Consider the following 22844-nt stretch of genomic DNA (forward strand, 5'->3'; position numbering starts at 1 on the left):
CCCTGCTTGGGCTAGGCGCCTGCAGGCACCGCTGCCGGGGACTTCCGGCCCAGTTCCGCGGTCCGTTTGACCGACCACCACAGCAGCACCACCAGGAGCACGTTGCGGGTGGTGAGGATGGCGGCCATCACCGGGTGGGCGTGGATGAGCGGGGTGTAGAACAGCGGGTAGATCACGAAGGTAGTGATGGCGATCCCCATCAGCAGGGCGGCCGGGACCTTCCACCGGTTCCAGTCGTGGGTGAGGCCGGCGATGATCACCGGCGCCAGCCAGATGATGAACTGCGGGGAACCCACCTTGTTGAACACGATGAACGCGGTGACCATCATGAGGGAACCCTCAAGGAACAGTTCCTCCCGCTCGGCGCCGCGGTTCAGGGCGCGGACCAGCAGGATGGCGGCTCCCACCGCGGCCAGGATCAGCAGCGGCTGCATCAGGAAGGCGGCCGTTCCGGCGCCGGGACCGTAGACCTCCGTGGAGTTGATGGCGGTGTTGTCCGCCATTTTGGAACCCGCAATGTTGAAGACACTCAGCCACACCCATGGCGTGGAGAAGGTGGCCTCCAGCTGCATGCCGCGCTCGCCTTGGTTCAGGAGGAAGTCCAGAACGTGCCGCAGCCCGCCGGACAGCCAGGTTCCGAGCGTCACCACGGCGGTCACGGCGACGCCGGTGAGGACCACCTGGATCCGCTTCCGGCTGGCAATCACGATGGGCACCAGGACGGCTGCCGGCCACACTTTGATCCAGGTGGCGATGCTGAGCAGGACAGCGGCCACGACGGGCCGCTGCGCCGCATACAGCAGCGCGATCAACACGATCGGGGCGGTGATGCCTTCCACGCGCGCGAAGCTGAGGTAGCCCATAAACACGGTGAAGAAGAGCCACCACCAGGCCGGGGCGACGCCGCTCACTTTCCGCGGCCCGCGCGTCAGGAAGGCAAGTCCGACGGCGTTGAGGGCCGTGATGATCAGGAACCACACCAGCAGGTACAGGCTTGGCCCGGCGATGTTCGCGAGGAAGATGGGGAGCTGGGCCAGTACCGGGTACACCCAGGGGCTGATTTTTCCGTCCAGGTCCTGCGGGTTGTAGCCGTCCTGGGCCCATTGGCGGTACTGCTCGGTGTCACTGAAGGTGCCGCCGTTGAGGAAAAAGGACGCCATCCAGCCCAGGAAGTAGAGATGGACGACGGCGAAACCCCACCACACGCTCGATGGGCGGGCAAACCAGTCCACCACCTTGGCGGGCACGACTTTGGTGCGGGCGGTGACCAGGCGGTCAAAGAACTTCGTGGAAATCTCAGGACTCCTTGAGCGCGGGAGTGGCTGCGGGCGTCTTTTTGCCCAGCAGGTAGAGGCGCCGGACGCTCCACAGGAACAGGACCACCAGGAGGATGTTGCGGATGGTCAGCACCAGGGCCATCCACGGGTTGTTGTGGCTGAGGGCGTCGTAGAACAGGGGGTAGATGAAGTAGGTGGCCACCGCGATAACGATCAGCATGGCGGCCGGGACCCGCCATTCACGCCAGTTGTATGCCAGGCCGACGGCGACTGCAGGGCCGAGCCACACCATGAACTGGGGGGAACCCACCTTGTTGAAGACCACGAACGCGGTGGCGAGGGTGAGGGCGCCGGCCAGGAGCAGCCCGGTACGGTCCACCCCGCCGCTGATTTTTCCGTTATGCAACGCCCAGAACGTCAGGCCGGCCACCAGCAGCGCCGCCAGGACCAGGAGGGGCTGCATCAGCACGGACATCAGCGCCGTGCCGGGGCCGTCTACCTGCATGGAGTTGATGTCGGTGTTCATGTACATCCGGGAGCCGCCCACGTTCAGGACGGACAGCCAGAGCCACGGGGTGGTGAAGGTGGCCTCGAGCTGCATGCCGCGGTCGCCCTGCTGAGTGAGGAAGTTCAGCAGCTTGGGGACGCTGCCCACTGCTGCTGCCAGCGCCACGACGCCGGCCGTCGTCGTTATTCCGGCAAGCACCACCAGGATCCGGTTCCGGACCACGGCGAACAGGGCCAGCATGATGGCGGCAGGCCAGACCTTCACCCAGGTGCCTACGGCCAGCAGGAGGGAGGCGATGAACGGCCGGCCCACACCGTAGGCGAGGGCGACGAGGACCAGGGGGGCGGTGAGGCCGTCGACGCGGGCGAACCCGAGCCACCCCATCAGAAACGTGAACACGAGCCACCACCAGCCGGCGGGAATGGCGTTTTGGTCGCGGCCGCGGTTGGTCAGCTTCAGCAGTGCCCAGGCATTGAGCAGGGTGGTCATCAGGACCCACAGGAAGAAGAAGGGTCCCGGCCCGGCGATGCCGGCGATGGCCATAGGGATCAGCGCGAGGATGGGGTAGACCCAGGGACTGGGGCCGCCGGTGAGGTTGGCGTCGTTGAAGCCGGCCAGGGCCCAGTCGCGGTAGATGAAGGTATCACTGAACGCTTCGCCGCGCAGTGAGAGGGAGCCGGCGAAGACCAGGAAGACCAGGTGCACCACGATGAAGCCGGCCAGCAGTCCCCGCCCGGTGTTCAGCAGGTTCCGGGCGGGCTGGGGAAGGATGACGTTGCGGATCCGGGTGAGATTGCCGAAGAAAGCGTCCGTGGAAATGGCGGGATCCTTGTCAGGTCGTGGCACGCGTATGGTGTTGTGCTGGTGGCTGGGTTCTGCCGCTTGGCGGGTATTCAGGGGCATCGGAGCCGTCCGGGAACAGCTTCCACTCCTGCCCAACTCTAATTCACCGTGCTTTGGCGCCCGTAATTGCAGCGCAGTGGTCCCCTCGCCGGGCCTCTGACCTGCAGTAACTTTTTAGTTGATAATTCAAGTTGCTGGTGCTGCGTTGGTGGGGCATCATGAACTGGGCAGTAACATGCCCACCTTCGCCTGCAGCCTTTGGGGAGCGCAGGTGTTAGATCCGCCCCCTACCCCCAACCAACAAAGGCTAGACCCATGAATTTTCCACTGACCCTCACCGTTGCCGACCGCCAGAGCATGGACAGCGAACTCGACGCCGCCGTGACCGCTGCCAAGGCGCACGCACTTGCAGAGAAGCGGCACGGCATCCTGGTCACCCGGCACGGCGTTGACAAGTTCACCGTTGCCCTGAGCGAGGCCGTTCCCTTCGGCCTGACCCGCGAGCACCAGGCCTGGTAGGCGCCGCTACAGCAGGCTTTCGCCAATATCCCGCCCGATCCGGTGCAGCAGTTCTGCTGAGAGTTCCGGATCCTTGGACGAGTCCTGGTCCGTGTACTCGGCCAGGGTATAGACCCGCGCCAGGGCTATTTCGGACCAGCGCTCCCGCGGGAGAAGTGAGCGCCCGGCGACGGCGATGATCGGCCTGCCCCCGGAGCGGCGGGCGACGGCGGCCGGCAGCTTCCCGGCCAGCGTCTGTTCGTCGATGCTGCCCTCGCCCGTGATCACCACGTCGCAAGTGTTTTTGCGGGTGTTGAAGTCCAGCAGGTCCAGGAAGTAGTCCGCGCCGGAGACCTGCCGGGCCCCGAGCAGCAGGCACGCGTAGCCGATGCCGCCTGCGCTGCCTGCGCCCTCGTGTTCCGCCAGCGCCGCAGCCTCACGGAACCCTGCTTCGGACAACTTCGCCACGAAGTGCCCCAGCCCCTCATCCAAAGCCGCAACCTCAGCGGCACTGGCACCTTTCTGCGGCCCAAACACTGCGGGAGCGCCGTGCGGGCCACGGAGTGGGTTATGGACGTCGCTCGCCACGATCAGTTCCGTATCACCCAGTTCCGGAAGCGCAGTCCGCTCGATGCTGTCGATCTGCGCCAGCGCCCGCCCGCTGCCGTAGAGCTGCCGGCCGTCCCTGTCGCGGAAGCGGTAGCCGAGGGCCGTGAGCATGCCCATCCCGCCGTCGGTGCTGGCGCTGCCGCCCAGGGCCAGGATGATCCTGGCCGGGTTGAGGCTGAGGGCAAACAGGAAGGCTTCGCCGAAGCCGCGGCTGGACGCCTCCAGTGGTTGCAGCTTTCCGCCGGGAAGCAGCCCCAGCCCGCAGGTGTTCGCCACCTCCACAACTGCCGTGACGCCGTCGAACGCGATGCCCGCCTGGGCCGGCTGGCCGGTGGGGCCTGCCACGGTGTAGCTGCGGCGGCCGAAGCCGGAGGCGACGGCGGCATCAACGCTGCCGTCACCTCCGTCCGCCAGCGGGAGCAGTTCGCAGTGAACGGTGCCGGTGACCGTGCCGCTGGCCGCGGAGAAGCCGGCCGAACCCTTGGCCGAGCGGAGTCCTCCGGCCAGGGCGTCAGCCACTTCGCCGGCGGTGAGGCTGCCTTTGAACTTGTCCGGCGCGATGAGGGCCCGGATGGTGTGCGGGGCGGTTGCTGCGGTCATGTCACACAGTTTCCGAGTAGGCGGGGCGGCGGTCTGCGGAGGATCCGGCGGGTCCGACGGCGGCAGGCGCCGTGGGTGCCAGGCCGTCAGTTCCAGCGTGCTTGGGTGCGTGGTGGCCGTACTCGGTGAGGTCGTCGTCAATGTCGGTGACGTCGTCCAGGTGGACGGGGTCCTGGGCGGGCATGGGCTCCACGGTTTCGCCGGCGAAGACGCGGCGGGCGCGGTCCACATCCAGGGTGCGGTCCCACCAGGCGATGAAGAGGGTGGCAACGGCGTTGCCGGTGAAGTTCACCAGGGCCCGGCATTCGGACATGAACTTGTCGATGCCGAAGATGAGCATGATGCCGGCGGCCGGAATAGTACCGATGGTGGTGAGCGTGGCGGTCAGGGCGATGAAGCCGCCACCGGCCACTCCTGCTGCGCCCTTAGAGGTCAGCAGCATCACGGCGAGCAGGCCCAATTGCTGGCCGATGGTCAGGTCCGTGTTGGTGGCCTGGGCGATGTAGAGGGCCGCGAGGGACAGGTAGATCGCGGCGCCGTCCAGGTTGAAGCTGTAGCCGGTGGGGACAACCAGGCCCACGGTTTCCTTCTTGACGCCGGCGTGCTCGAGCTTGCGCATCAGCCCGGGCAGGGCGGGTTCGGCGGTGGAAGTGCCCAGGATGAGCATGTACTCCTCCTTGAGGTGCCGGATCATCCGGAAGATGTTCAGCTTCAGGAAGGCCATCACTGAACCGAGGACCACCACCACAAAGAGGAAGGAGGTGACGTAGAAGAGGGCGATGAGTCCGCCCATGCTGGTCAGGGACGAGACGCCGTACTTGCCTACAGCGAAGGCCATGGCGCCGAAGGCACCCAGCGGAGCTGCTTTCATGATGAAACTGAGGATCTTGAACATCACGGCCGTGAGCCGCTGCACGCCGTCCAGGACCGGTGCGCCCACCTTGCCCATGGCGTTCAGGGCGATGCCGAACACCACGGCGATGAAGATGATCTGCAGGATGTCGCCTTCAACGAAGGGACCCACGATGCTGTTCGGGATGATGTGGGTGAGGAACTGCCACCACTCCTGGTGCTGGCCGGCGTCGATCAGCTTGGCGGCGGAATCGGACGTCTTGATGCTGCTGGCGTCCGCGTTCACGCCGTCGCCCAGGCGGAAGATGTTGATGGCCACCAGGCCGAAGATCATCGCGAAGATGGTGCCGATCTGGAAGTAGGTCAGGGCTTTCAAGCCGGTCATGCCGACCTTTTTCAGATCCGCGACGCTGGCGATGCCGCCCACGATGGTCAGGAACACGATGGGGCCGATGAGCATCTTCATCGAGTTCACGAACGTGGTGCCGATGGGCTCCATGGCGATGCCGGCTGTCGGGGCCAGCCAACCGACAAGGATGCCGATAACAATTGCTGTCAGTACCCAGAAGTAGAGCTGCCGGTACCAATGTGTTTTGCGGGCCGGCGCTGACGCTGCCGTGCCGGCTGAGCTGATGTGATCCATGATTCCTACCTCGTTGTGGAATGTCGCTGGACGCGGAGGTCCCTGCCCAACGCTCGCAAGCTCGTGTCGGGGCCCTCGGGACGTCGCTTAGCTTGGGACCTCCGCGGAAAAGACTTGCTAGACGGCGGCGGGGGCGAGGGTCAGCGCCTTGATGATCGCCTCGGTGACGTCGTCGGTTTTCGCGTTGCCGCCGACGTCGCGGGTCAGGTGGCCCGAGCCGGTGGCGGCTTCGATGGCGGCTTCCACCCGGCGGGCCTCCTCGTGCAGGCCGAAGTGGTCCAGCATCAGGGCGGCGCTGGCGATGGCGCCGATCGGGTTGCTGATGCCCTGGCCGGCGATGTCCGGAGCGGAACCGTGGACCGGTTCGAACATGGACGGGAAGCGGCGCTCCGGGTTCAGGTTGGCGCTCGCGGCCAGGCCCAGGCTGCCGGCAAGTGCGGAACCCAGGTCGGAGAGGATGTCCGCGTTCAGGTTGGACGCCACCACCACGGACAGGTCCTCGGGCTTGAGGATGAACTTCGCGCTCATGGCATCCACCAGGACGCTTTCGGTCTGCACGTCCGGGTAGTCCAGGGCCACGCGGTTGAAGACTTCGTCCCAAAGGACCATGCCGTACTGCTGGGCGTTGGACTTGGTGACGGAGGAAACCTTCTTCACCGTGCGGGTCCGGGCCAGGTCGAAGGCGAAGCGCATGATGCGCTCGCAGCCCTTCTCGGTGAACAGTGCGGTCTGCAGTGCCACCTCGTTGCCGGGGCCGCGGCCGCTCAGGTTGCGGCCGCCCAGGCCGGCGTATTCGCCTTCGCTGTTCTCGCGGACCACAACCCAATCGAGCTCGGTGTTGTCAGCCTTGCGGAGCGGGGACTGGATGCCGGGCAGGAACTTCACGGGGCGGATGTTGGCCCACTGGTCGAAGTTCTGGGTGATATTCAGGCGCAGGCCCCAGAGGCTGATGTGGTCCGGGACGTTTTCCCAGCCGACGGCGCCGAAGTAGATGGCGTCGAAATCCTTCAGGGCTTCCAAGCCCTTGGGGTCCATCATCTGGCCGGTCTTTTCGTAGTAGCCGCAGCCCCAGGGGAACTCGGTCCAGTCGAAGGCAAACTTGCCGTCGGAGTTCTGAGCCAGGGCGTCCAGGACGCGGCGGCCGGCGGAAACAACTTCCTTGCCCACGCCGTCGGCGGGAATCGAAGCGATGCTGAATGTCTGGGTGGCGCTCATGCCAGCCTCCTCGTTGAGTGTTTGCAGTGGGCCTGTTAGCGCGGTCACACTGTCCTTCCTCTTCAAGTAGACGGCCCGCGGGCAGGCAGCGTCCAAGACTTAGTTTCGATACGCCTGATAGGACACGCCTATGTGTTTCCTCCATCGACTGCTGAGATAACGCCCTTGGGGACCAAAACGGCGTTATCGGAGCAACCGATGGGGTGGTTACTGCCTGTCTTCCGTGTGCCGGGCTGCGACGCCGAGGAAGGCCCTCGCTGCCGGCGTCAGGTTTTCCTTGCGGCTCAGGACGGCCACGTCCAGGTGGTGTACCGGTTCGATGAGCAGCGTGCGGAGGCCCGCCTTGTGGGCTGTTGGAGCCCACGACGACGGCATCACCGCATGGCCCACGCCCGCGAGTACCAGCGGCAGGATGGAGGTCCGGTGGGCAACTTCGACGACGATTTCCACCTCGACACCGTGCGCGAGGGCGTCGTCGACCAGCCAGCGCATCAGGGACCCGCGCTGGCTGGCGATGATGCGGTGGCCGCCGAGATCTTCGCGCTGGATGGCCTTTCCGTCGGCCGGGAAGGTGTCTGCCTGCGGGTTGACGATGAGGATCAATGGCTGGCGTTCGAGTTCCAGGACTTGGACGCCGGGGACCCTGATGGGTGTGGGGGAGCCGGCCAGGCCGATCTCCGTGCTGCCGCTGCGGACGGAGTCGATGACTTCCTCGGGCGTGAAGGCGGCGCCGACGTTCAACCGGACGGAGGGGTGGAGCCTGGTGAACTCGGCAATCATGGACGTGAGCGGCTCGATGCCGGGCGAGGGCATGGTGATGATGTCCAGCCGCCCGCTGCGGATGCCACGCAGTGCCTGGACCGCGGACTGGGCGGCGTCCAGGTCCCGCATGACCAGGCGCGCCGGGCCCACGAGCTCCTTGCCGGCTTCGCTAAGTACCGCTTTTCGTCCTATCCGGTGGAAGAGCGGGACGCCCAGTTCCTTCTCCAGGCTGGCGATGGTCTGGCTCAAGGACGGCTGGGCGATCAGTAGATGCTCCGCAGCACGGTTGAAGCCGTCGTGGTCCACCACCGCGAGGAAGTACTTGAGTTTGCGGGTATCCACGCCTGCTCCTTTTGCCGGTTGGGCCTGACCGGGTGGAACGGCAGACGGAAGGGGACGTTGATGCACTCCTTCCATTTCCAATGTATCGCCCCGGGTGGGGCTTGCCGCAAGGCCCGGTGGGAGCCGGATAATCGCAGAGGCCTCAACCGGGAGAACGGGAGCAGACGCGATGACTGAGCATGCGGTAGTGATTGTGGGCGGGGGCCCCACGGGATTGATGCTGGCTGGGGAGCTGGCACTGGCAGGGGTTGATGTGGCCATCGTGGAGCGGCGCCCCACCCAGGAGCTTGCAGGTGCGCGGGCAGGTGGGCTGCACGCGCGGACCCTTGAAGTCCTGGATCAACGGGGCATCGCCGAACGGTTCATCGCCGAGGGGCAGATGGCCCAGGTGGCAGGATTCGCGCAGACCCGCCTGGACATCAGCGACTTTCCCTCCCGCCATCCCTACGGACTGGGGCTGTGGCAGAACCATATCGAACGCATCCTGGCAGGCTGGGTCGCGGAGCAGGCTGTGACGTTCTACCGCGGCGAGGAGGTGACCGGCCTCGCGCAGGATAGTGCCGGCGTCGACCTTTACCTTGAGGACGGCAGGACGCTGCGGGCCGACTACGTGGTGGGGTGCGACGGCGGCAGGAGCCTTGTGCGCAAGGCGTCCGATATCGGTTTTCCTGGGTGGGATCCCACCACCAGTGCGTTGATTGCCGAGGTGGAGATGACCGGGCAGCCGGAGTTCGGTGTTCATCAGAATGCTTTCGGCATCCACTCCTTCGGGCGGCGCGAGTACAAGATTGTGGACGGCAAGGTGGTTTACGCGGACAGCGGGCCGGTGGGGGTGATGGTGACCGAGGAGCACGTGGGTCCGTCGAAGGAACCCACCCTGGCCGATCTCAGCGCGGCCCTGATTGCCGTCTGCGGCACCGATTACGGGGCGCATAACCCCATCTGGATCTCGCGGTTCACGGACATGACCCGGCAGGCAGACGCCTATCGCAAGGGGCGGATTTTGCTCGCTGGCGACGCCGCCCACGTCCACGCCCCGGACGGCGGCCAGGGCCTGAACATTGGGGTGCAGGACGCCGTGAACCTGGGCTGGAAACTGGCGCAGGTGGTTAAAGCGGCAGCCTCCGAAAGCTTGCTGGATACGTACCATGCCGAGCGGCAACCGGTGGCTGCGCGGGTGCTGCGCAACACCATGGCCCAGAGCGCACTGCGCCGCCCGGACCCGCGGATCAGGGCGGCAGGGGAGGTGGTTTCCGAGCTCCTGGGCATGGAGGAGCCACGGAAGCGGTTCGCCGGAATGCAGTCCGGCCTGGACGTCCACTACGGCCTGGGCGAGGGGCACGCGCTGCTCGGACGCCGGATGCCCGACGTCGACCTTGTCACTCCCGAGGGGCCCCGGAGAGTCTTTTCGCTGCTGCACGACGCACGTCCGCTGCTGCTGAATCTCGGGGAGCCGGGGGCGTTCGAGACTCTGCCGCGGCCGGAGGCGGTGAAGCTGGTCGACGCCAAGTACGGCGGGCCCTGGGAACTGCCGGTTCTCGGGGAGGTCCCTGCTCCTGTGGCCGTTCTGGTCCGGCCCGACGGCTATGTGGCCTGGGTGGGGGACGGAAGCGACGCGGGCCTCAAAGAGGCGTTCGGGGCATGGTTCGGGTGGTCTGCTGCCGGATAGGACCCGAGCAGGGGTGTGCCCGGCGCCGGCTAGCTCGACCCCTTGGCTTCCAGCCGCTTCAACCCCATGCGCAGGGAGCCTGTCACGGGCGCGCCCCTTGTCGCGACGATCAGGAACGCGGCGACCCTGCCGGCCAGGCTTGTCGGGGTCCGGTTCCAGGTGATGTGGATGCGCGATCCCCCGGATCCGGCCGGCGTGATCCGCGCACTCACGTAGCTTCCCGGTGCGCAGAAATTGCTTTCGCGGACGGTCCACGTCACTGTGTCCGGATCTGACCAGTCGTAGTGTTCCTTGGCCCAGATAACTCCGCCGGGAACTTTGCTGCCCTCCCTGATGTCCGCGTAGGTGTCCCCCACTTCGTACACCTCGTACAGGGGCGCATAAATGCCGGGCCAGCTCTCCGGCCGGCCTGGGCTAAAGTCCAGCAGGCCTTCCCGCACTGTTTGTGGCGGGAGAGGGGATTCGACAACCGCTTCCACTTTCGGCATGTCCAGCTCCTTACAGGATGTTTCCAGTGTGACCTTTTACGGCCGGGGCACAAGGGAGCCGGGGGAGCCGCTATAGGTGCGCCTCCCTGACGTCCGGCGGCGTGGCGCCCTGGAGGACCCAGCGGTTGCCGTCCGGATCGGCGAAGTGGGCAAACAGCACGCCGCCCATGTCCTGGACCTCGCTGATGTCCGCACCCCGGCGCACGAGTTCGTCGCGGGTAGCGCCCATGTCAGGCACCACCAGCTGCAGCCCCTCCAGGCTGCCCGGCGGCATGGCCGTCATTCCAGTACCAATAACGATCGAAGCAGCCGAACCCGGCGGCGTCAGCTGGACCACCCTCATCCCGGGAACGTGCTCCACATCGTGGTCCAGCACGAAGCCCAGATTCTCCGTATAGAAGGACTTTGCCCGGTCAACGTCGGACACGGGTACCTGCACAACCTCAAGGCGCATCTCCATCCGCCCACAGTATCCTTCGGAGACCCTTTCAGGGGCGGGACAGGCAGGAGTTTCTTGCGGCTTCCGTGGACAGCATCAGACGACGGCGTTGTCCCGGCTTTCAGTGGCTGCACCTAGACGCGAGGCCGCGGCAGCCGGGCCGGAGCGGTGCGGCAGGTCGAGGGTGAAAACGGAGAGCGGGACTTTGGGTGGCTCACGGTGGACGTCCCGCTCAGGCCGGTGTTCAAAACCGAACCGGACGTAAAGGCGCTGCGAACGCAGGTTGTGCTGCCCGGTATCCAGGACCAACCGTTCGGCGCCCCACTCCGCTGCAATCTTGGCGCCTTCCGCAAGGAGTGCAGCACCCAGCCCCTGTTTCCGGGCTGCCGGGAGGACGGCGAGCAGCCGCAGCTCCGCTTCACCCGCACGGGCCTGGCGGGCGTAGGGGACGCCGTGGGGAAAGATGCTTGCAGTGCCCAGGAGCCCGCCGTCGGTGCCCTCGGCAACCAGCAAAACTCCCTGGTGGTCGCGGCCCTCGGCGTCCAGAAGCAGGGCGAGGCGTTCCTCGTCCGGGAGGGAAGCGCCGGGTTCCAGGTGTCCGAATCCGGTCAGCGTGAGTTGCCCGATGTTCCCGTATTCGTCGGGGCGTGCCCGGCGCACAATAAAAGTCATCGGTCCACGGTACGGCCCAGCATCCGGCAGCCCTAAAGCCGTTGAGCTGCGTTTCCCGAGGTTGCGCCGTGTGTACCGCTTCCTTAATTCCCGCGCCGTCGGTGCTGGTCAGGAGCCCCTTTTCGTTACTCCATGCGGCGGGCCATGACCGCGTATTGCGTACGGCGTCAGTGCGTTTCGCGTCCGATTGAACAGCACGTTGACGGGTGGTTGGTTGGAACCACCGGTCTCGAAAGGAAAGAACATGACGGAACACTTTGATCTCACCCCGCACCGCCTGCGCCACGTCCTGGGCCACTTTGCCTCCGGGCTGACCGTCATTACCGCAGCTACGGACAACGGCCCCGCCGGCTTCACCTGCCAGTCCTTCTCTTCCCTCTCGCTGGACCCCGCCCTGGTCACCTTCAGCCCGGCCCGCAGCTCCAGCACCTGGCCGCAGCTGCGCAAGGCGGGCCGCTTTACCGTGAACATCCTGCCCGCGGAGCACCAGCACCTGGCAGCCCAGTTTGCCCGCTCCGGCACCGACAAGTTCGCCGGCGTGGACTATTCTGCTTCGCCGCTGGGCAACCCGGTACTGGGCCAAGCGCTCGCCTGGGTGGACTGCGAGCTGCATGAAGAGTATGACGGCGGCGACCACACCATCGTGGTGGGTGCTGTCCGTGCCCTGGGGGCACGGGAAGGCGCCGAGCCGCTTCTCTTCTTCAAGGGCACCTACTTCGAAGGAGTGGAACCCCGCGCCCGCCGGCTGGAGGAGGCCGCATGACAGGGGCCAGGTCCCACTCGCGGGGACGGGTCCGGCGCCCGGGCCCGGCAGCCGCCGTCGGACTTCAGCTGGAGGAGGCCCAAAACGTGTACACCGCGCAGGACTGGTCCGCCATCGCCGTCGGGTCAGCCGTTGAGGTCATCCTGCCGGAAGGGCCGGCGTACCGGGGCCGCGTTGATGCCAAAACCCCCGACTCCCGCATTGTCTGGGTGGTCAGCCTGGGCGGAACGGGCCGCCAGATGCACGGCAACCGGGACGGCGTCCGCCTGCATCCGGCAGGAGCGTGACGGCATGATCAGCACACTCACCCGCAGGATCCAGGCGACCTGCGCCGACGAGCTTTCCCTGCTCCGACGCCAAATGTACTCCCTGGCGTGGCAGGAGATCCGGGAAGGCGGAGTGGAGGGCGCCGCGACAGCGATGGCCCGCAAAGCCTCGTGCGTCAACCACGGAGTCAGCGTGGACGTTGTCTGTTTCGCCCAGCGCGCCACCCTCGAGGACGCCCCTTTTATGATTTCCGTGGCCATGCACCTCCACCCGGACCGCCGGTCCGGTGACGTGTACTGGGAGGAAGCGGATGCGTGGGCCCACGCCGTGGCCGGCCACGAATGGTTCAGGGTTGAACCGCGCGGCCGCCTGGAAACCCTGGATGGACGGGTCTTCCACTACGCACTGACCGAGAAGGCGCCCGCGGCTCAGATCGTTCCGCTGGAGGCTCCCGCGGTGTAACGCCAAAAAGCCCGGGAGCCGCCGTCGGGGTCCCCTGGGGAGGAATTACGACGACGGCTGCCGCGCTTTGTCTTGGCTGGAGCCGGGTTGCCGCTGACGGTTAGACAGCTGCTTGGACGACGGGGCCTGTGGTGGTGACGCCGGCGTCGCGCAGGGCCAGGAAGCCGCCGTCGACATGCACGGCCTGCGAGTATCCGAGCACCTTGAGCTTCTGCGCCACCGGGCCGGAGCCATTCACGGAGCCGCAGAACACCACGATTTTCTGGTCGGTGCCAGTTACCTGGGGAAGCCGGGAGTCCAAGTCCGGGCCGAAGTCCTGTGCCACGTTTTCGCGGTCAACTACTACCGCGCCCGGGATGCTTCCGGTGCTGGCCCGGCCGGCTTCGCTGCGGACATCGATCAGGAGGACGCCCTCCTCAATCAGCCGGGCGGCCTGGTCAGCGCTGATCAGCTGGGCATCCTGGGTGTTCTGTTCGCTCATGGTCTGCTCCTTCTATTGGCGGCTTGGACATGGCATGACCCTACGGATCTCCCGCCCGTCCCGCACCCCGGCCGTCACCGGACTCAACCTTGCGAAACGCCGGGTAACGCAGGCCAAAACTGGTTCATAAATGACGCAATCAAAAGCACTCACAGCGTGCGCACAGCACCGTGAAAGAGCTTGGACAGGTTCCGGTTTGAGGATAGGAACAGCTTCGAAGTCCGGAGCGGATCCAGAAGGAGCATCATTGTGAACAAGGTCCGGAAAATCGCGGCAGGCGCTACCCTGATCGGCGCCCTCGTCGGCGGCGGAGCCCTCACCGCTATGGCACTGCCTGCCAGCGCTGCCACCACCACTACGTCAACCACCGCAGTCGACAGGTCAAAGCATGTGCAGGAAACCGAACTGACCGGGGAGACCGCTACCAAGGTCCAGGAGGCGGTTCTGGCCGCCAACGCCGGCGCCACCGTTGACCGCATGGAAACTGAGGGCGACGGCACCGCCGTGTACGAAGCGCACATCACCAAGACTGACGGCACCCGCGCCACCGTCAAGCTCGACGCCAACTTCACCATCACCGCCACCGAAACGGGCGGAAAGGGCGGCCACGGGCACGGGCAGGGTGGAAACGAAACCGAACTGACCGGAGACACCGCTGCCAAGGTCCAGGAGGCGGTTCTGGCCGCCAACGCCGGTGCCTCCGTTGACCGCATGGAAACTGAGGGCGACGGCACCGCCGTGTACGAAGCCCACATCACCAAGACTGACGGCACCCGCGCCACCGTCAAGCTCGACGCCAACTTCACCATCACCGCCACCGAAACCGGCAAGGGCGGCCACTAACCAACCCGATTCCTCTGGCGGAGGCAGCACTGCTGCTCCCGCCGGAGGAGTTAACCGCGTTGGCTCCGGAACACCCGCCATTAGGAGGACCATTGACCATCTGCCGCCCCATCGCCCGGGTGAGGACCAGGGCCCGGAGCTTCCGGCAATGAGCACCCCAGCCCCGGCGCGTCCACGTTTGAGGCCGCCGGGGGTGGCCCCAGGCGGCCGGGCCGGGGCGTGGGCATGGCTCCAGCGGGCACTGTCCATCACGGTCGTCGGCGCCGCCGTCATCACCGGTCTGCAACTCGGGCTGAACGCACCGGCGGTCTCGCCCGTTCAGCAGGCAACCGTCTCCGCGGAGACAACCACGGGCAACTCACCGGCGCTCACACCGCCCCTTCAACAGCAGGTCCTGCCCGCTCCAGCCAGGGACAGGACGGCCCGCGGCCGGGACCAGGGGCGGGGGAGGTAGCGGACGACTGTCCCTCAACATAACAAATACGCGGTGGCGGGCTCTTTGTCCGCCCCGAAGGAAGAAGACGACGATGACAGTATCAGCCGACCGCACAGGGAGCGGGCCGCCATATGCCGGTTGGCCCGACGTGAGTGGTTCGCGGATCATTTCGCCGGCTGCGGTGCTCTGGCTGGTCGCTGCCGGCGCTGTCGCGGCCACTGCCCTGGCCGCAATCAGCGCCCCTCAGCCATTGCGTTGGAACCTGCCGCTCCTGGCCCACATCTCCGGCCTGCTCGCCGGATACGGGGTCACAGTCATGGTTGCCCTCATGTCCCGCGCCCCTTCGCTGGAACGGGGCGTCGGCGCCGACCGGCTGGCCCGATGGCACGGGATGGGCGGCAAGGCCATCTTCTGCCTGATCCTGATCCACGGCTTCGCCGCGACCGCCACCTGGGCAACCAGCCAACGCACCACCCTGTGGGCGGCTGCCACCGACGTCCTCCGCATGCCCGGCCTTATCGCAGCCACTACGGGCACCGTGATCTTCCTGTCCGTCGGCATCATCTCGGCCCGGAGCGTACGCCGAAAGCTAACGTACGAAACCTGGCACTTTCTTCATCTGATGACGTATGTGGCCATCGCCTTGTCCTTTTCCCATGAACTGGCGGGGCCGGACCTCGCCGGACTACCGCTCGTTCAGGTGGCGTGGAGCCTCCTGTACACGTTCAGCTTTGGGTTGATACTGCGGTACCGGGTCCTGGCTCCGCTCACGCAGCTATTGCGCCACCGCCTTCGTGTCGATCATGTCCTCGACGAGGGAAACGGAGTGGTCAGCATCATCCTTCGCGGCCGTCACCTCAACGAACTAAACGCCGAATCCGGACAGTTTTTCCGCTGGAGGTTCCTGACCAGCGCCACCTGGCAGTCCTCCCACCCTTTCTCACTCTCCGCCCCGCCGCACGACCAGTTCCTGCGCATAACCGTCAAAGCCGTGGGTGATGGCACGAGGTTGATCCACTCAGTACGAGCCGGCACACGAGTCCTGGCGCAAGGCCCGTACGGCGCCATGACCAAAGAGCGCCGCCAGGGCCGCGGAGCACTGCTCATCGGCGGAGGGGTGGGAATCACCCCCATGCGTGCCCTCTTCGAGACACTGCCGGTACCCGGACAAGACCTGACCCTGCTATACAGGGCATCCTCCCCGGAAGAGGTGCTCTTTCGTGACGAACTCGAACACATCGCCCGGCATCGTGGAGCGCAATTGATCTTCCTGACCGGACCAGCGGCCGACCCGCGAAACGCGATCACCGCCCAGAGCCTGAGGACAATGATCCCTGACCTTGCAGCCCGCGACGTATACATCTGCGCATCCCCCCGCTTCTCCGCCGCCGCGAGAGCAGCCCTGACCCAGGCCGGGCTGCCGCGCCGGCAACTGCACCAGGAGGAATTCATCTTCTAGGTCCCGCAAGGCTGCCGCTTCAGCCACCGAGCGGAACAGCTGGTGGGTGGACCTGGTCAGGCCAGCCGCTCGCCCGTGATGTCGACCAAGTGGTCCAGGAGTCCGTTCTGGAACCGCTCGTCGCGAGCCGCAGGATGCGGCTTCTCCCGGTGCTGGTGGAACCAGTAACCGCCACTGGTCAGGGCTGCCGGGTCATTGCTGGTGGCGAGCCATTCCTGCGTCAGGTGGCCGAGCCGCAGGTCGTCCGGGGCGCCAGCGCCGCCCATCCTGGTGGGCACCCAGCCAGGATCCACGGCATTGCTGAGGACGTCCGGCCATAAACGGGCGACGGCGGCTGCAAGGGCTGTGAGGTAGAGCTTGCTGTCCGAGTAGGTCACCTTCCCCGTGCCCCCTTCGAGCCTGCTGAGATCGGCGTGGCCGCCGCGGTGCATGCCGCTGCTGAGGTAGACCAGCCGCTGCGGCCGGTTAATGAGCGCAGTGAGCAGATAGGGTGCCGCAACGTTGACCTGAAAGATGTCCCGGCTGTGCAGGACCCCCGCGTTGTGGATGACGGCGTCCACCGGACCGAGGGCGTTGACTTTTTGAGCGACGCCACGCGTCTGTTCCAAGTCGGAGAGGTCGCCCACCACGGCTGTGGCCCCGCGATCCACGAGATCATTTACCGCGCCCAAACGGGCAGTATTCCGGACATGGACAATAACGTCGTGGCCGTTGTCCAAAAGGGTCTGCGCCGTAGCCGGTCCCAGACCATCAGCAGAGCCGGTGACAAAAACACGCATGATTACTCCTCCTCCTATCGCACAGACGCAACTACGGCAGCCGGCCCGGCCGCAGCAGCGACGGAACCCCCGCCTGCCCGGGATCCAGCGGAACAGGGCTGACCAGCACCGCAGGGCCGCGGTGCAGAATCCCATCGGAGAGTGCCCGGCAACGAATGCCGCCCCGGCCGCGCATCGCAGCATGGGCCCCCGGTGCCAGGACCTCGTTCATCCAGGCGCACGGGTGCGCGGGGCGGCCGCCATGGAACCCAACCACCGAGCCGCCGGATTCCAGCGCGAAGTCCTGCCCCAGCAGCGGAGTCAGGTGCGCGCCGCGGAGGATCACGTTCCGCCGGGTTGCCAGGGGATCAAACGGCCCGGCTTCCAGTTCCGTGGCCATGGTTTCCAGGGACTCGGCGGCGAACAGGGTCACCGCAGCGTCCATGTGCGCGGCCTTGCCGAAGAACCGGTCACCCACAATGCCCTTGCCGGCCACCACCTCCGCGGTCTCGGCGTCGAACGTTGGCACGTCTGCAGCGCCGTCCCGGGCCCGGCCAAAGTAGGCATGAGCGGGTGACACCAGCAGGTGCAGGATCTCGACGTCGTACCTATAGGTTTCCGTCATGCCGCCTAAGCACCAACATACGCAGCCAGGTGCTTGCCGGTTAGCGTGGAAGCGTCGGCCACCAGCTCGGCGGGAGTGCCCTCGAAAACGATCCGCCCGCCGTCGTGCCCTGCTCCCGGACCCAGGTCGATGATCCGGTCCGCGTGCGCCATCACTGCCTGGTGGTGCTCGATAACGATCACGGACTTGCCGGAATCGACCAGCCGGTCCAGCAGGCCCAGCAGGTTCTCGACGTCGGCCAGGTGCAGGCCGGTGGTGGGCTCATCGAGGACGTACACGTCGCCCTTCTCGGCCATCTGGGTGGCGAGCTTGAGCCGCTGGCGCTCGCCGCCTGAAAGCGTGGTGAGCGGCTGGCCGAGGCTGAGGTAGCCCAGGCCCACGTCCTCGAGCCGGTCCAGGACGGTACGCGCCGCCGGGGTTTTGGCCTCGCCTTCGGCGAAGAAGGCGGCGGCCTCGGTCACGGACATGGCCAGCACGTCGGCGATGTTCTTGCCGCCGAGGGTGTATTCCAGCACAGAGGCCTGGAAGCGGCGGCCCTCGCAGTCCTCGCACGGGGACTCCACGGTGGCCATCACGCCCAGTTCGGTGAAGATGACGCCGGCGCCGTTGCAGGTGGGGCACGCGCCCTCGGAGTTCGAGCTGAACAGTGCCGGCTTCACCCCGTTGGCCTTGGCGAACGCCTTGCGGATGGGCTCCAGCAGGCCCGTGTACGTGGCCGGGTTGCTGCGCCGGGACCCCTTGATGGCGCCCTGGTCGATCACCACCACGCCCTCGCGCTTGGCCACCGAGCCGTGGATCAGCGAGCTCTTGCCCGAGCCGGCCACGCCGGTAACCACCGTCAGGACACCCAGGGGGATGTCGACGTCCACCGCCTGCAGGTTGTGCGTCGACGCCCCTCGGACTTCCAGCGCGCCGGAGGCCATCCGGACCGCTTCCTTGAGTGACGCGCGGTCTCCCAGGTGGCGCCCTGTGATGGTGTCGCTGGCCCGTAGGCCCTCGACGCTGCCTTCAAAACAGACTGTGCCACCGGCGGTGCCGGCCCCGGGACCGAGGTCGACGACGTGGTCGGCGATGGCGATGGTTTCCGGCTTGTGCTCCACCACCAGCACGGTGTTGCCTTTGTCCCGCAGTTGCAGCAGCAGCTGGTTCATGCGTTCGATGTCGTGCGGGTGCAGCCCGATGGTCGGCTCGTCAAAGACGTAGGTGACGTCGGTGAGCGAAGAACCGAGGTGCCGGATCATCTTGGTGCGCTGGGCCTCGCCACCGGACAGCGTACCGGCGGGACGGTCCAGGCTCAGGTAGCCCAGGCCGATGTCGGAGAACGAGTCCAGCAGGTGCTGGAGCCCCTTGAGCAGGGGAGCCACCGAGGGGTCCTTGAGACCGCGGATCCACTCGGCGAGGTCGCTGATCTGCATCTGGCACAGCTCGGCGATGTTCTTGCCGTTGATCTTCGAGGACAGCGCCTGCTGCGTCAACCGGGTGCCGTGGCACTCCGGACAGGTCTGGAACGTCACGGCCCGCTCCACAAACCGGCGCACGTGCGGCTGCATGGCCTCGGGGTCCTTGGACAGCATGGACTTCTGGATCTTGGGGATGATCCCCTCGAACGTCAGGTTGACGCCCTCCACCTTGATCTTGGTGGGCTCCGCGTACAGCATCGTTTCCAGCTGCTTTTTGGTGAATTTGGCAATGGGCTTGTCCATGGGCAGCCCCATGCCCTCGAACAGGCGCCCGTACCAGCCGTCCATCGAGTAGCCCGGAACGAGCAGCGCTCCGTCACCGAGGGACTTGTCGTCGTCGTACAGGGCCGTGAGGTCGATGTCGCTGACCGCCCCCATGCCCTCGCACCGCGGGCACATGCCGCCCAGGTAAACGGCCTGCTGGACGACCGCTTTCTCCACCCGGCCGCCGCTCTTCTCCGTGGACATGACGCCGCTTGCTTTGCGGGTGGGCACGTTGAAGGAAAAGGCCGTGGGCGGCCCACCATAGGGGGAGCCCAGCCGGCTGAAGAGGATGCGCAGCATCGCGTTCGCGTCGGTGGCCGTGCCCACGGTGGAGCGCGGGTTGGCGCCCATCCGCTCCTGGTCCACGATGATCGCCGTGGTCAGGCCCTCCAGGAAGTCCACCTCGGGCCGGGCCAGCGACGGCATAAAGCCCTGCACGAACGCGCTGTAGGTTTCGTTGATCATCCGCTGCGACTCAGCAGCGATGGTGGCAAACACCAGGGAGCTCTTGCCCGAGCCGGACACACCCGTGAATACGGTCAGGCGGCGCTTGGGCAGCTCGACGCTGACGTCCTTGAGGTTGTTTTCCCGCGCGCCTTGCACACGGATCAGGTCGTGGGCGTCGGCAACGTGCAGCCCGTTGGTCCGGGGATCAGTACTGGTGTCCGTGCTCATCGGGTCTCCATCTGTTGGGCTGCGGTTTGTCGTGCCGGGGGAGACTGCGCCGGCAGCCTCCCCCCGGCGCCACTGGTTTCAATCCTCCCAGCTCAGGGCTGCTGGTTGATGCGGACGGTGTTGCCTGCCGGGTCGCGGAAGGCGCAGTCGCGGATTCCGTAGGGCTGGTCGACGGGTTCCTGGACGACGTCGGCCCCGCTCGCTTCCACTGTGGCGAACGCGGCGTCCACGTCCGGGGAGGACAGCACGACCGTGGCGTAGGTGCCCTTGGCCATCATCTCGGCGATGGTGCGGCGTTCGTCGTCGGTGATGCCCGGATCCACGGCCGGCGGGTGCAGGACGATGGACACGTCCGGCTGCCCGGCAGGGCCCACGGTGATCCAGCGCATGGTGCCGCGGCCAACATCGTTGCGGACCTCGAAGCCCAGGGCGTCGCGGTAAAACGCCAGGGAGGCGTCGGGATCGGTATGCGGAAGGAACGTTGAGGAAATGCTGATCTTGTTCATGAACGTCATGCTAGTTGCGGCTCCGGCGCGCGCGCTTCTCGATTCCTGACCGGTCTGGTGACCTGTTTCGCCACGCACGCCGGGATGCCCGCCGTCGAGACGGCTGCCTCCTGTTTATAGACGCTGGGCGGCATGCCCACCAGTTCCGTGAAGCGGGTGCTGAAGGTCCCCAGCGAGGAACAGCCGACGGCGAAACACACCTGCGTGACGGAAAGGTCACCGCGGCGCAGCAGCGCCATGGCCCGTTCGATGCGCCGGGTCATGAGGTAGCTGTACGGCGATTCCTGGTAGGCGAGCTTGAACCTGCGGCTCAGGTGACCGGCCGACATGTGGACGCCGCGGGCCAGGGATTCAACATCCAGCGGTTGCGCGTATTCCCGGTCGATCCGGTCCTTGACGCGGCGAAGGTCCCGCAGCTCACGAAAGCGCGCATCGGAGAGGGGGCTGGTGGTCACACCTCAGATCGTGCTACGCGGCGGGGGAGTTGTCCAGAGGGGCAGGACCGGAGCGGGCCCGGACGGCAGCACAATGCCGGGCAGGGAACGCAGTTTGCGAACCCTGCCCGGCATCGGACAGCGGCTTCCCGGGCCGGCCGTAAACCTTTCTAGGAAGCGGCCCCCTGGGCCTGGAGCCTGTCCATCCCGCCGGTCAGGACGGTCAACTCGACGCTGTCGGGCCGTTCCACCGTGCTGCTGATGCGTACGGCGGAACCGGTGTGGGCTGATTCGAGCACGGATTCCATGACTTCCAGGGCATGGTAGGCCAGGGCTCCGCCCGCACGGGGCTCTGCGCCTTCAGGGGTGGACGCGAGGTCTGCGATGCCGAAGCCGCGCCCCGAATCAACGTACCCGGCGGAGACCGGAAGGGTCTCCCAGGCCTCGGCGCCCAGGGAGAACAGCTGGACCTCGCCATCGAAGTGGTTGGGGTCCGGCACAACCAGCGATCCGCGTTCCCCGTGGATCTCGATGTTCGGCGACTTGGACTTCACGGCGTCGAAGCTCATGAACAGGGTGGAGAGCGCACCGGAGGCGTGGACCAGGACGCCGGTGACGTGGGAGTCGATGTCCACGGGGACCTTTTCTCCCTGCCGGGGGCCGGAACCGATGGTCCGTTCATTGCGGGTGTGGCTCGCGGCGCCCATCACCGAGACCACCGGGCCCAGCAGCGTTACCAGGGCGGTGACGTAGTAGGGGCCCATGTCCAGGAGCGGGCCGCCGCCGGGCTGGTAGTAGAAATCCGGATTCGGGTGCCAGCGCTCGTGGCCGGGTGTCACCATCGTGGCGGAGGCAGAGATGGGCGCACCGATCAGCCCGTCATCGATTGCCTTGCGGGCGGTCTGGATGCCGGTGCCCAGTACCGTATCCGGAGCGCAGCCGACGGCGACGCCTGCCTCGCGTGCTGCCTCCAGCACCTGGCGTGCCTCCGCAGTTGTCGCGGCAAGGGGCTTCTCGCCGTACACGCTTTTGCCCGCGGCGATGGCCTTCAGCGCCACCTCAGCGTGCGCGGCGGGGATGGTGAGGTTCAGGACCAGTTCGACGTCGTCCGCCGCGAGGAGCTCGTCCACGGAAACGGCGCGAACGCCCTCGTACTGCTCCGCCGCAGCCTTGGCGCGTGCGGGATCCAAATCCGCTACCGCCACCAGTTCGACGTCCTCGAGTTTCCGGAAGTTGGTGAGGTACTGCGCGATGATGGCGCCGCAGCCGACGATTCCTACTTTCAGCGGCTTGCCCATAGCAGGCCCCTTTCGATGATGGTGCGGATGTTGGTGTTTTGGAGGATTTCGACGCGGTGGCCGGGGGTGGTGACGAAGATGCGGCCTTTGCCCCATTGGCGGGTCCAGATGGCGGGGGAGGTGACTTCGCGGTTCCAGGGGTCCCATTCCCGGGCTTTTTGGGTGGTGGTGGCCAGGACGTCGATGTAGTCGTCGGAGAGGACCCAGTACTGTTCGGTGACCAGGTCGAAGTCCTTGAGGCCTTTGGTGATGGGGTGTTCGGCGGCTGCGGGGAGCATGTTGACGGTGTAGGGCATGTAGTTGTCTGACTGTTCGCCGGTGCATTGGTCGGGGTGCTTGCCGGGGTGGCAGGCGAACTGGCCGCCGATCAGGTGGAGGTAGTCGGAGTTGTTGCGGTAGGAATCGGCGATCCCGCCGTGCCAGCCGGCCAGGCCGGTGCCGTTTTCGACGGCGGTGCGGAGCCCGGCGAGTTCGTCTTTTTCGATGGTGGTCATGGTCATGCATTGCATGATCAGGTCCACGCCTGCCATGTAGTGGGTGTCGGCGTAGACCTTGGGTGATTCTTCGACGCGGACGTCGTAGCCGTTGTCTTTGAGGTAGGGGATGAAGAGTTCGGTGGCTTCGTAGGGCTGGTGGCCGTCCCAGCCGCCGCGGACCACCAGGGCGTTCTTATTCTCGGTCATGAAGTGGTTCCTT

General features: G+C 66.3%; 25 protein-coding genes. 8 read left to right on the top strand and 17 right to left on the bottom strand.

Going from position 1 to position 22844, the window contains the following annotated elements; translation table 11 throughout:
- Positions 1 to 11: 11 nt before the first annotated feature.
- Together QFZ36_RS12825 and QFZ36_RS12830 are read right to left on the bottom strand one after the other, a co-directional pair.
- On the bottom strand, positions 12 to 1235 hold the full coding sequence (locus tag QFZ36_RS12825; protein ID WP_306639199.1) for a glycosyltransferase 87 family protein: 1224 nt from the start codon (positions 1233 to 1235) through the stop codon (positions 12 to 14).
- A gap of 61 nt (positions 1236 to 1296) precedes the next feature.
- The gene (locus QFZ36_RS12830) at positions 1297 to 2631 is read right to left on the bottom strand and encodes a glycosyltransferase family 87 protein (protein ID WP_306636981.1); all 1335 of its coding nucleotides are present in this window, start codon (positions 2629 to 2631) and stop codon (positions 1297 to 1299) included.
- A 312-nt stretch (positions 2632 to 2943) separates the two neighbouring features.
- Between QFZ36_RS12830 and QFZ36_RS12835 the strand changes: the two genes are divergently transcribed.
- Positions 2944 to 3147 (top strand): hypothetical protein, encoded by a 204-nt coding sequence (locus QFZ36_RS12835; RefSeq protein ID WP_050057060.1) that lies wholly within the window; start codon positions 2944 to 2946, stop codon positions 3145 to 3147.
- Positions 3148 to 3153: 6 nt separating this feature from the next.
- Here the strand turns inward: QFZ36_RS12835 and QFZ36_RS12840 are convergent, their stop codons facing one another.
- From QFZ36_RS12840 to QFZ36_RS12855, 4 genes are all read right to left on the bottom strand, one after another.
- Positions 3154 to 4335, bottom strand: a complete 1182-nt coding sequence (locus QFZ36_RS12840; RefSeq protein WP_306636984.1) for a glycerate kinase — start codon at positions 4333 to 4335, stop codon at positions 3154 to 3156.
- A gap of 1 nt (position 4336) precedes the next feature.
- Positions 4337 to 5830, bottom strand: coding sequence for a C4-dicarboxylate transporter DctA (gene dctA / locus QFZ36_RS12845; protein WP_306636986.1), 1494 nt, complete (start codon positions 5828 to 5830; stop codon positions 4337 to 4339).
- 117 nt (positions 5831 to 5947) lie between these two features.
- A complete protein-coding gene (locus tag QFZ36_RS12850; protein WP_306636989.1) occupies positions 5948 to 7045 on the bottom strand; it encodes a tartrate dehydrogenase in 1098 nt (365 codons plus the stop codon).
- A 207-nt stretch (positions 7046 to 7252) separates the two neighbouring features.
- Positions 7253 to 8149, bottom strand: a complete 897-nt coding sequence (locus tag QFZ36_RS12855) for a LysR family transcriptional regulator (RefSeq protein WP_306636991.1) — start codon at positions 8147 to 8149, stop codon at positions 7253 to 7255.
- Between the two features lie 169 nt (positions 8150 to 8318).
- Here QFZ36_RS12855 and QFZ36_RS12860 point away from each other — a divergent pair, with 169 nt between their 5' ends.
- Entirely contained in the window at positions 8319 to 9818 is a 1500-nt protein-coding gene (locus tag QFZ36_RS12860; protein ID WP_306636993.1) for an FAD-dependent monooxygenase, read from the top strand.
- Between the two features lie 29 nt (positions 9819 to 9847).
- Here QFZ36_RS12860 and QFZ36_RS12865 read toward each other — a convergent pair whose 3' ends face one another.
- The 3 genes from QFZ36_RS12865 to QFZ36_RS12875 all read right to left on the bottom strand — a co-directional run bounded on the left by QFZ36_RS12865 (position 9848) and on the right by QFZ36_RS12875 (position 11417).
- Positions 9848 to 10306, bottom strand: a complete 459-nt coding sequence (locus QFZ36_RS12865) for an SRPBCC family protein (RefSeq protein WP_306636995.1) — start codon at positions 10304 to 10306, stop codon at positions 9848 to 9850.
- Positions 10307 to 10376: 70 nt separating this feature from the next.
- Complete coding sequence (locus tag QFZ36_RS12870; RefSeq protein WP_306636997.1) at positions 10377 to 10766, bottom strand: VOC family protein; 390 nt, start codon at positions 10764 to 10766, stop codon at positions 10377 to 10379.
- A gap of 75 nt (positions 10767 to 10841) precedes the next feature.
- Entirely contained in the window at positions 10842 to 11417 is a 576-nt protein-coding gene (locus QFZ36_RS12875; RefSeq protein WP_306636999.1) for a GNAT family N-acetyltransferase, read from the bottom strand.
- A 244-nt stretch (positions 11418 to 11661) separates the two neighbouring features.
- Here QFZ36_RS12875 and QFZ36_RS12880 point away from each other — a divergent pair, with 244 nt between their 5' ends.
- Genes QFZ36_RS12880 through QFZ36_RS12890 form a run of 3 tightly spaced genes read left to right on the top strand, consistent with a single transcriptional unit; the run spans position 11662 to position 12909 of the window.
- A complete protein-coding gene (locus QFZ36_RS12880) occupies positions 11662 to 12180 on the top strand; it encodes a flavin reductase family protein (protein WP_306637001.1) in 519 nt (172 codons plus the stop codon).
- Complete coding sequence (locus tag QFZ36_RS12885) at positions 12177 to 12467, top strand: hypothetical protein (RefSeq protein ID WP_306637003.1); 291 nt, start codon at positions 12177 to 12179, stop codon at positions 12465 to 12467. The genes QFZ36_RS12880 and QFZ36_RS12885 overlap by 4 nt, the downstream gene beginning before the upstream one ends.
- Before the next feature lie 4 nt (positions 12468 to 12471).
- Positions 12472 to 12909 (top strand): hypothetical protein, encoded by a 438-nt coding sequence (locus QFZ36_RS12890; protein ID WP_306637005.1) that lies wholly within the window; start codon positions 12472 to 12474, stop codon positions 12907 to 12909.
- A gap of 100 nt (positions 12910 to 13009) precedes the next feature.
- Here the strand turns inward: QFZ36_RS12890 and QFZ36_RS12895 are convergent, their stop codons facing one another.
- Positions 13010 to 13390 (bottom strand): rhodanese-like domain-containing protein, encoded by a 381-nt coding sequence (locus QFZ36_RS12895; RefSeq protein WP_306637006.1) that lies wholly within the window; start codon positions 13388 to 13390, stop codon positions 13010 to 13012.
- 249 nt (positions 13391 to 13639) lie between these two features.
- Between QFZ36_RS12895 and QFZ36_RS12900 the strand changes: the two genes are divergently transcribed.
- The 3 genes from QFZ36_RS12900 to QFZ36_RS12910 all read left to right on the top strand — a co-directional run bounded on the left by QFZ36_RS12900 (position 13640) and on the right by QFZ36_RS12910 (position 16128).
- Positions 13640 to 14233, top strand: a complete 594-nt coding sequence (locus QFZ36_RS12900; protein ID WP_306637008.1) for a hypothetical protein — start codon at positions 13640 to 13642, stop codon at positions 14231 to 14233.
- A gap of 148 nt (positions 14234 to 14381) precedes the next feature.
- On the top strand, positions 14382 to 14687 hold the full coding sequence (locus QFZ36_RS12905; protein WP_306637010.1) for a hypothetical protein: 306 nt from the start codon (positions 14382 to 14384) through the stop codon (positions 14685 to 14687).
- A gap of 73 nt (positions 14688 to 14760) precedes the next feature.
- Entirely contained in the window at positions 14761 to 16128 is a 1368-nt protein-coding gene (locus QFZ36_RS12910; RefSeq protein WP_306637012.1) for a ferredoxin reductase family protein, read from the top strand.
- A gap of 56 nt (positions 16129 to 16184) precedes the next feature.
- Here the strand turns inward: QFZ36_RS12910 and QFZ36_RS12915 are convergent, their stop codons facing one another.
- The 7 genes from QFZ36_RS12915 to QFZ36_RS12945 all read right to left on the bottom strand — a co-directional run bounded on the left by QFZ36_RS12915 (position 16185) and on the right by QFZ36_RS12945 (position 22831).
- A complete protein-coding gene (locus QFZ36_RS12915) occupies positions 16185 to 16910 on the bottom strand; it encodes an SDR family NAD(P)-dependent oxidoreductase (protein WP_306639201.1) in 726 nt (241 codons plus the stop codon).
- A 28-nt stretch (positions 16911 to 16938) separates the two neighbouring features.
- Positions 16939 to 17511, bottom strand: a complete 573-nt coding sequence (locus QFZ36_RS12920; protein WP_306637014.1) for an MOSC domain-containing protein — start codon at positions 17509 to 17511, stop codon at positions 16939 to 16941.
- A 5-nt stretch (positions 17512 to 17516) separates the two neighbouring features.
- Entirely contained in the window at positions 17517 to 19910 is a 2394-nt protein-coding gene (locus QFZ36_RS12925) for an excinuclease ABC subunit UvrA (RefSeq protein ID WP_306637016.1), read from the bottom strand.
- Positions 19911 to 20002: 92 nt separating this feature from the next.
- Positions 20003 to 20425 (bottom strand): VOC family protein, encoded by a 423-nt coding sequence (locus tag QFZ36_RS12930; protein ID WP_306637017.1) that lies wholly within the window; start codon positions 20423 to 20425, stop codon positions 20003 to 20005.
- On the bottom strand, positions 20422 to 20871 hold the full coding sequence (locus tag QFZ36_RS12935) for a helix-turn-helix transcriptional regulator (protein ID WP_306637018.1): 450 nt from the start codon (positions 20869 to 20871) through the stop codon (positions 20422 to 20424). The genes QFZ36_RS12930 and QFZ36_RS12935 overlap by 4 nt, the downstream gene beginning before the upstream one ends.
- A 149-nt stretch (positions 20872 to 21020) precedes the next feature.
- Positions 21021 to 22148 (bottom strand): Gfo/Idh/MocA family protein, encoded by a 1128-nt coding sequence (locus QFZ36_RS12940; protein WP_306637019.1) that lies wholly within the window; start codon positions 22146 to 22148, stop codon positions 21021 to 21023.
- The gene (locus QFZ36_RS12945; protein WP_306637020.1) at positions 22133 to 22831 is read right to left on the bottom strand and encodes a ThuA domain-containing protein; all 699 of its coding nucleotides are present in this window, start codon (positions 22829 to 22831) and stop codon (positions 22133 to 22135) included. The genes QFZ36_RS12940 and QFZ36_RS12945 overlap by 16 nt, the downstream gene beginning before the upstream one ends.
- Positions 22832 to 22844 lie beyond the last annotated feature (13 nt).

The organism is Pseudarthrobacter siccitolerans (assembly GCF_030823375.1).
Lineage (GTDB): Bacteria > Actinomycetota > Actinomycetes > Actinomycetales > Micrococcaceae > Arthrobacter > Arthrobacter siccitolerans_A.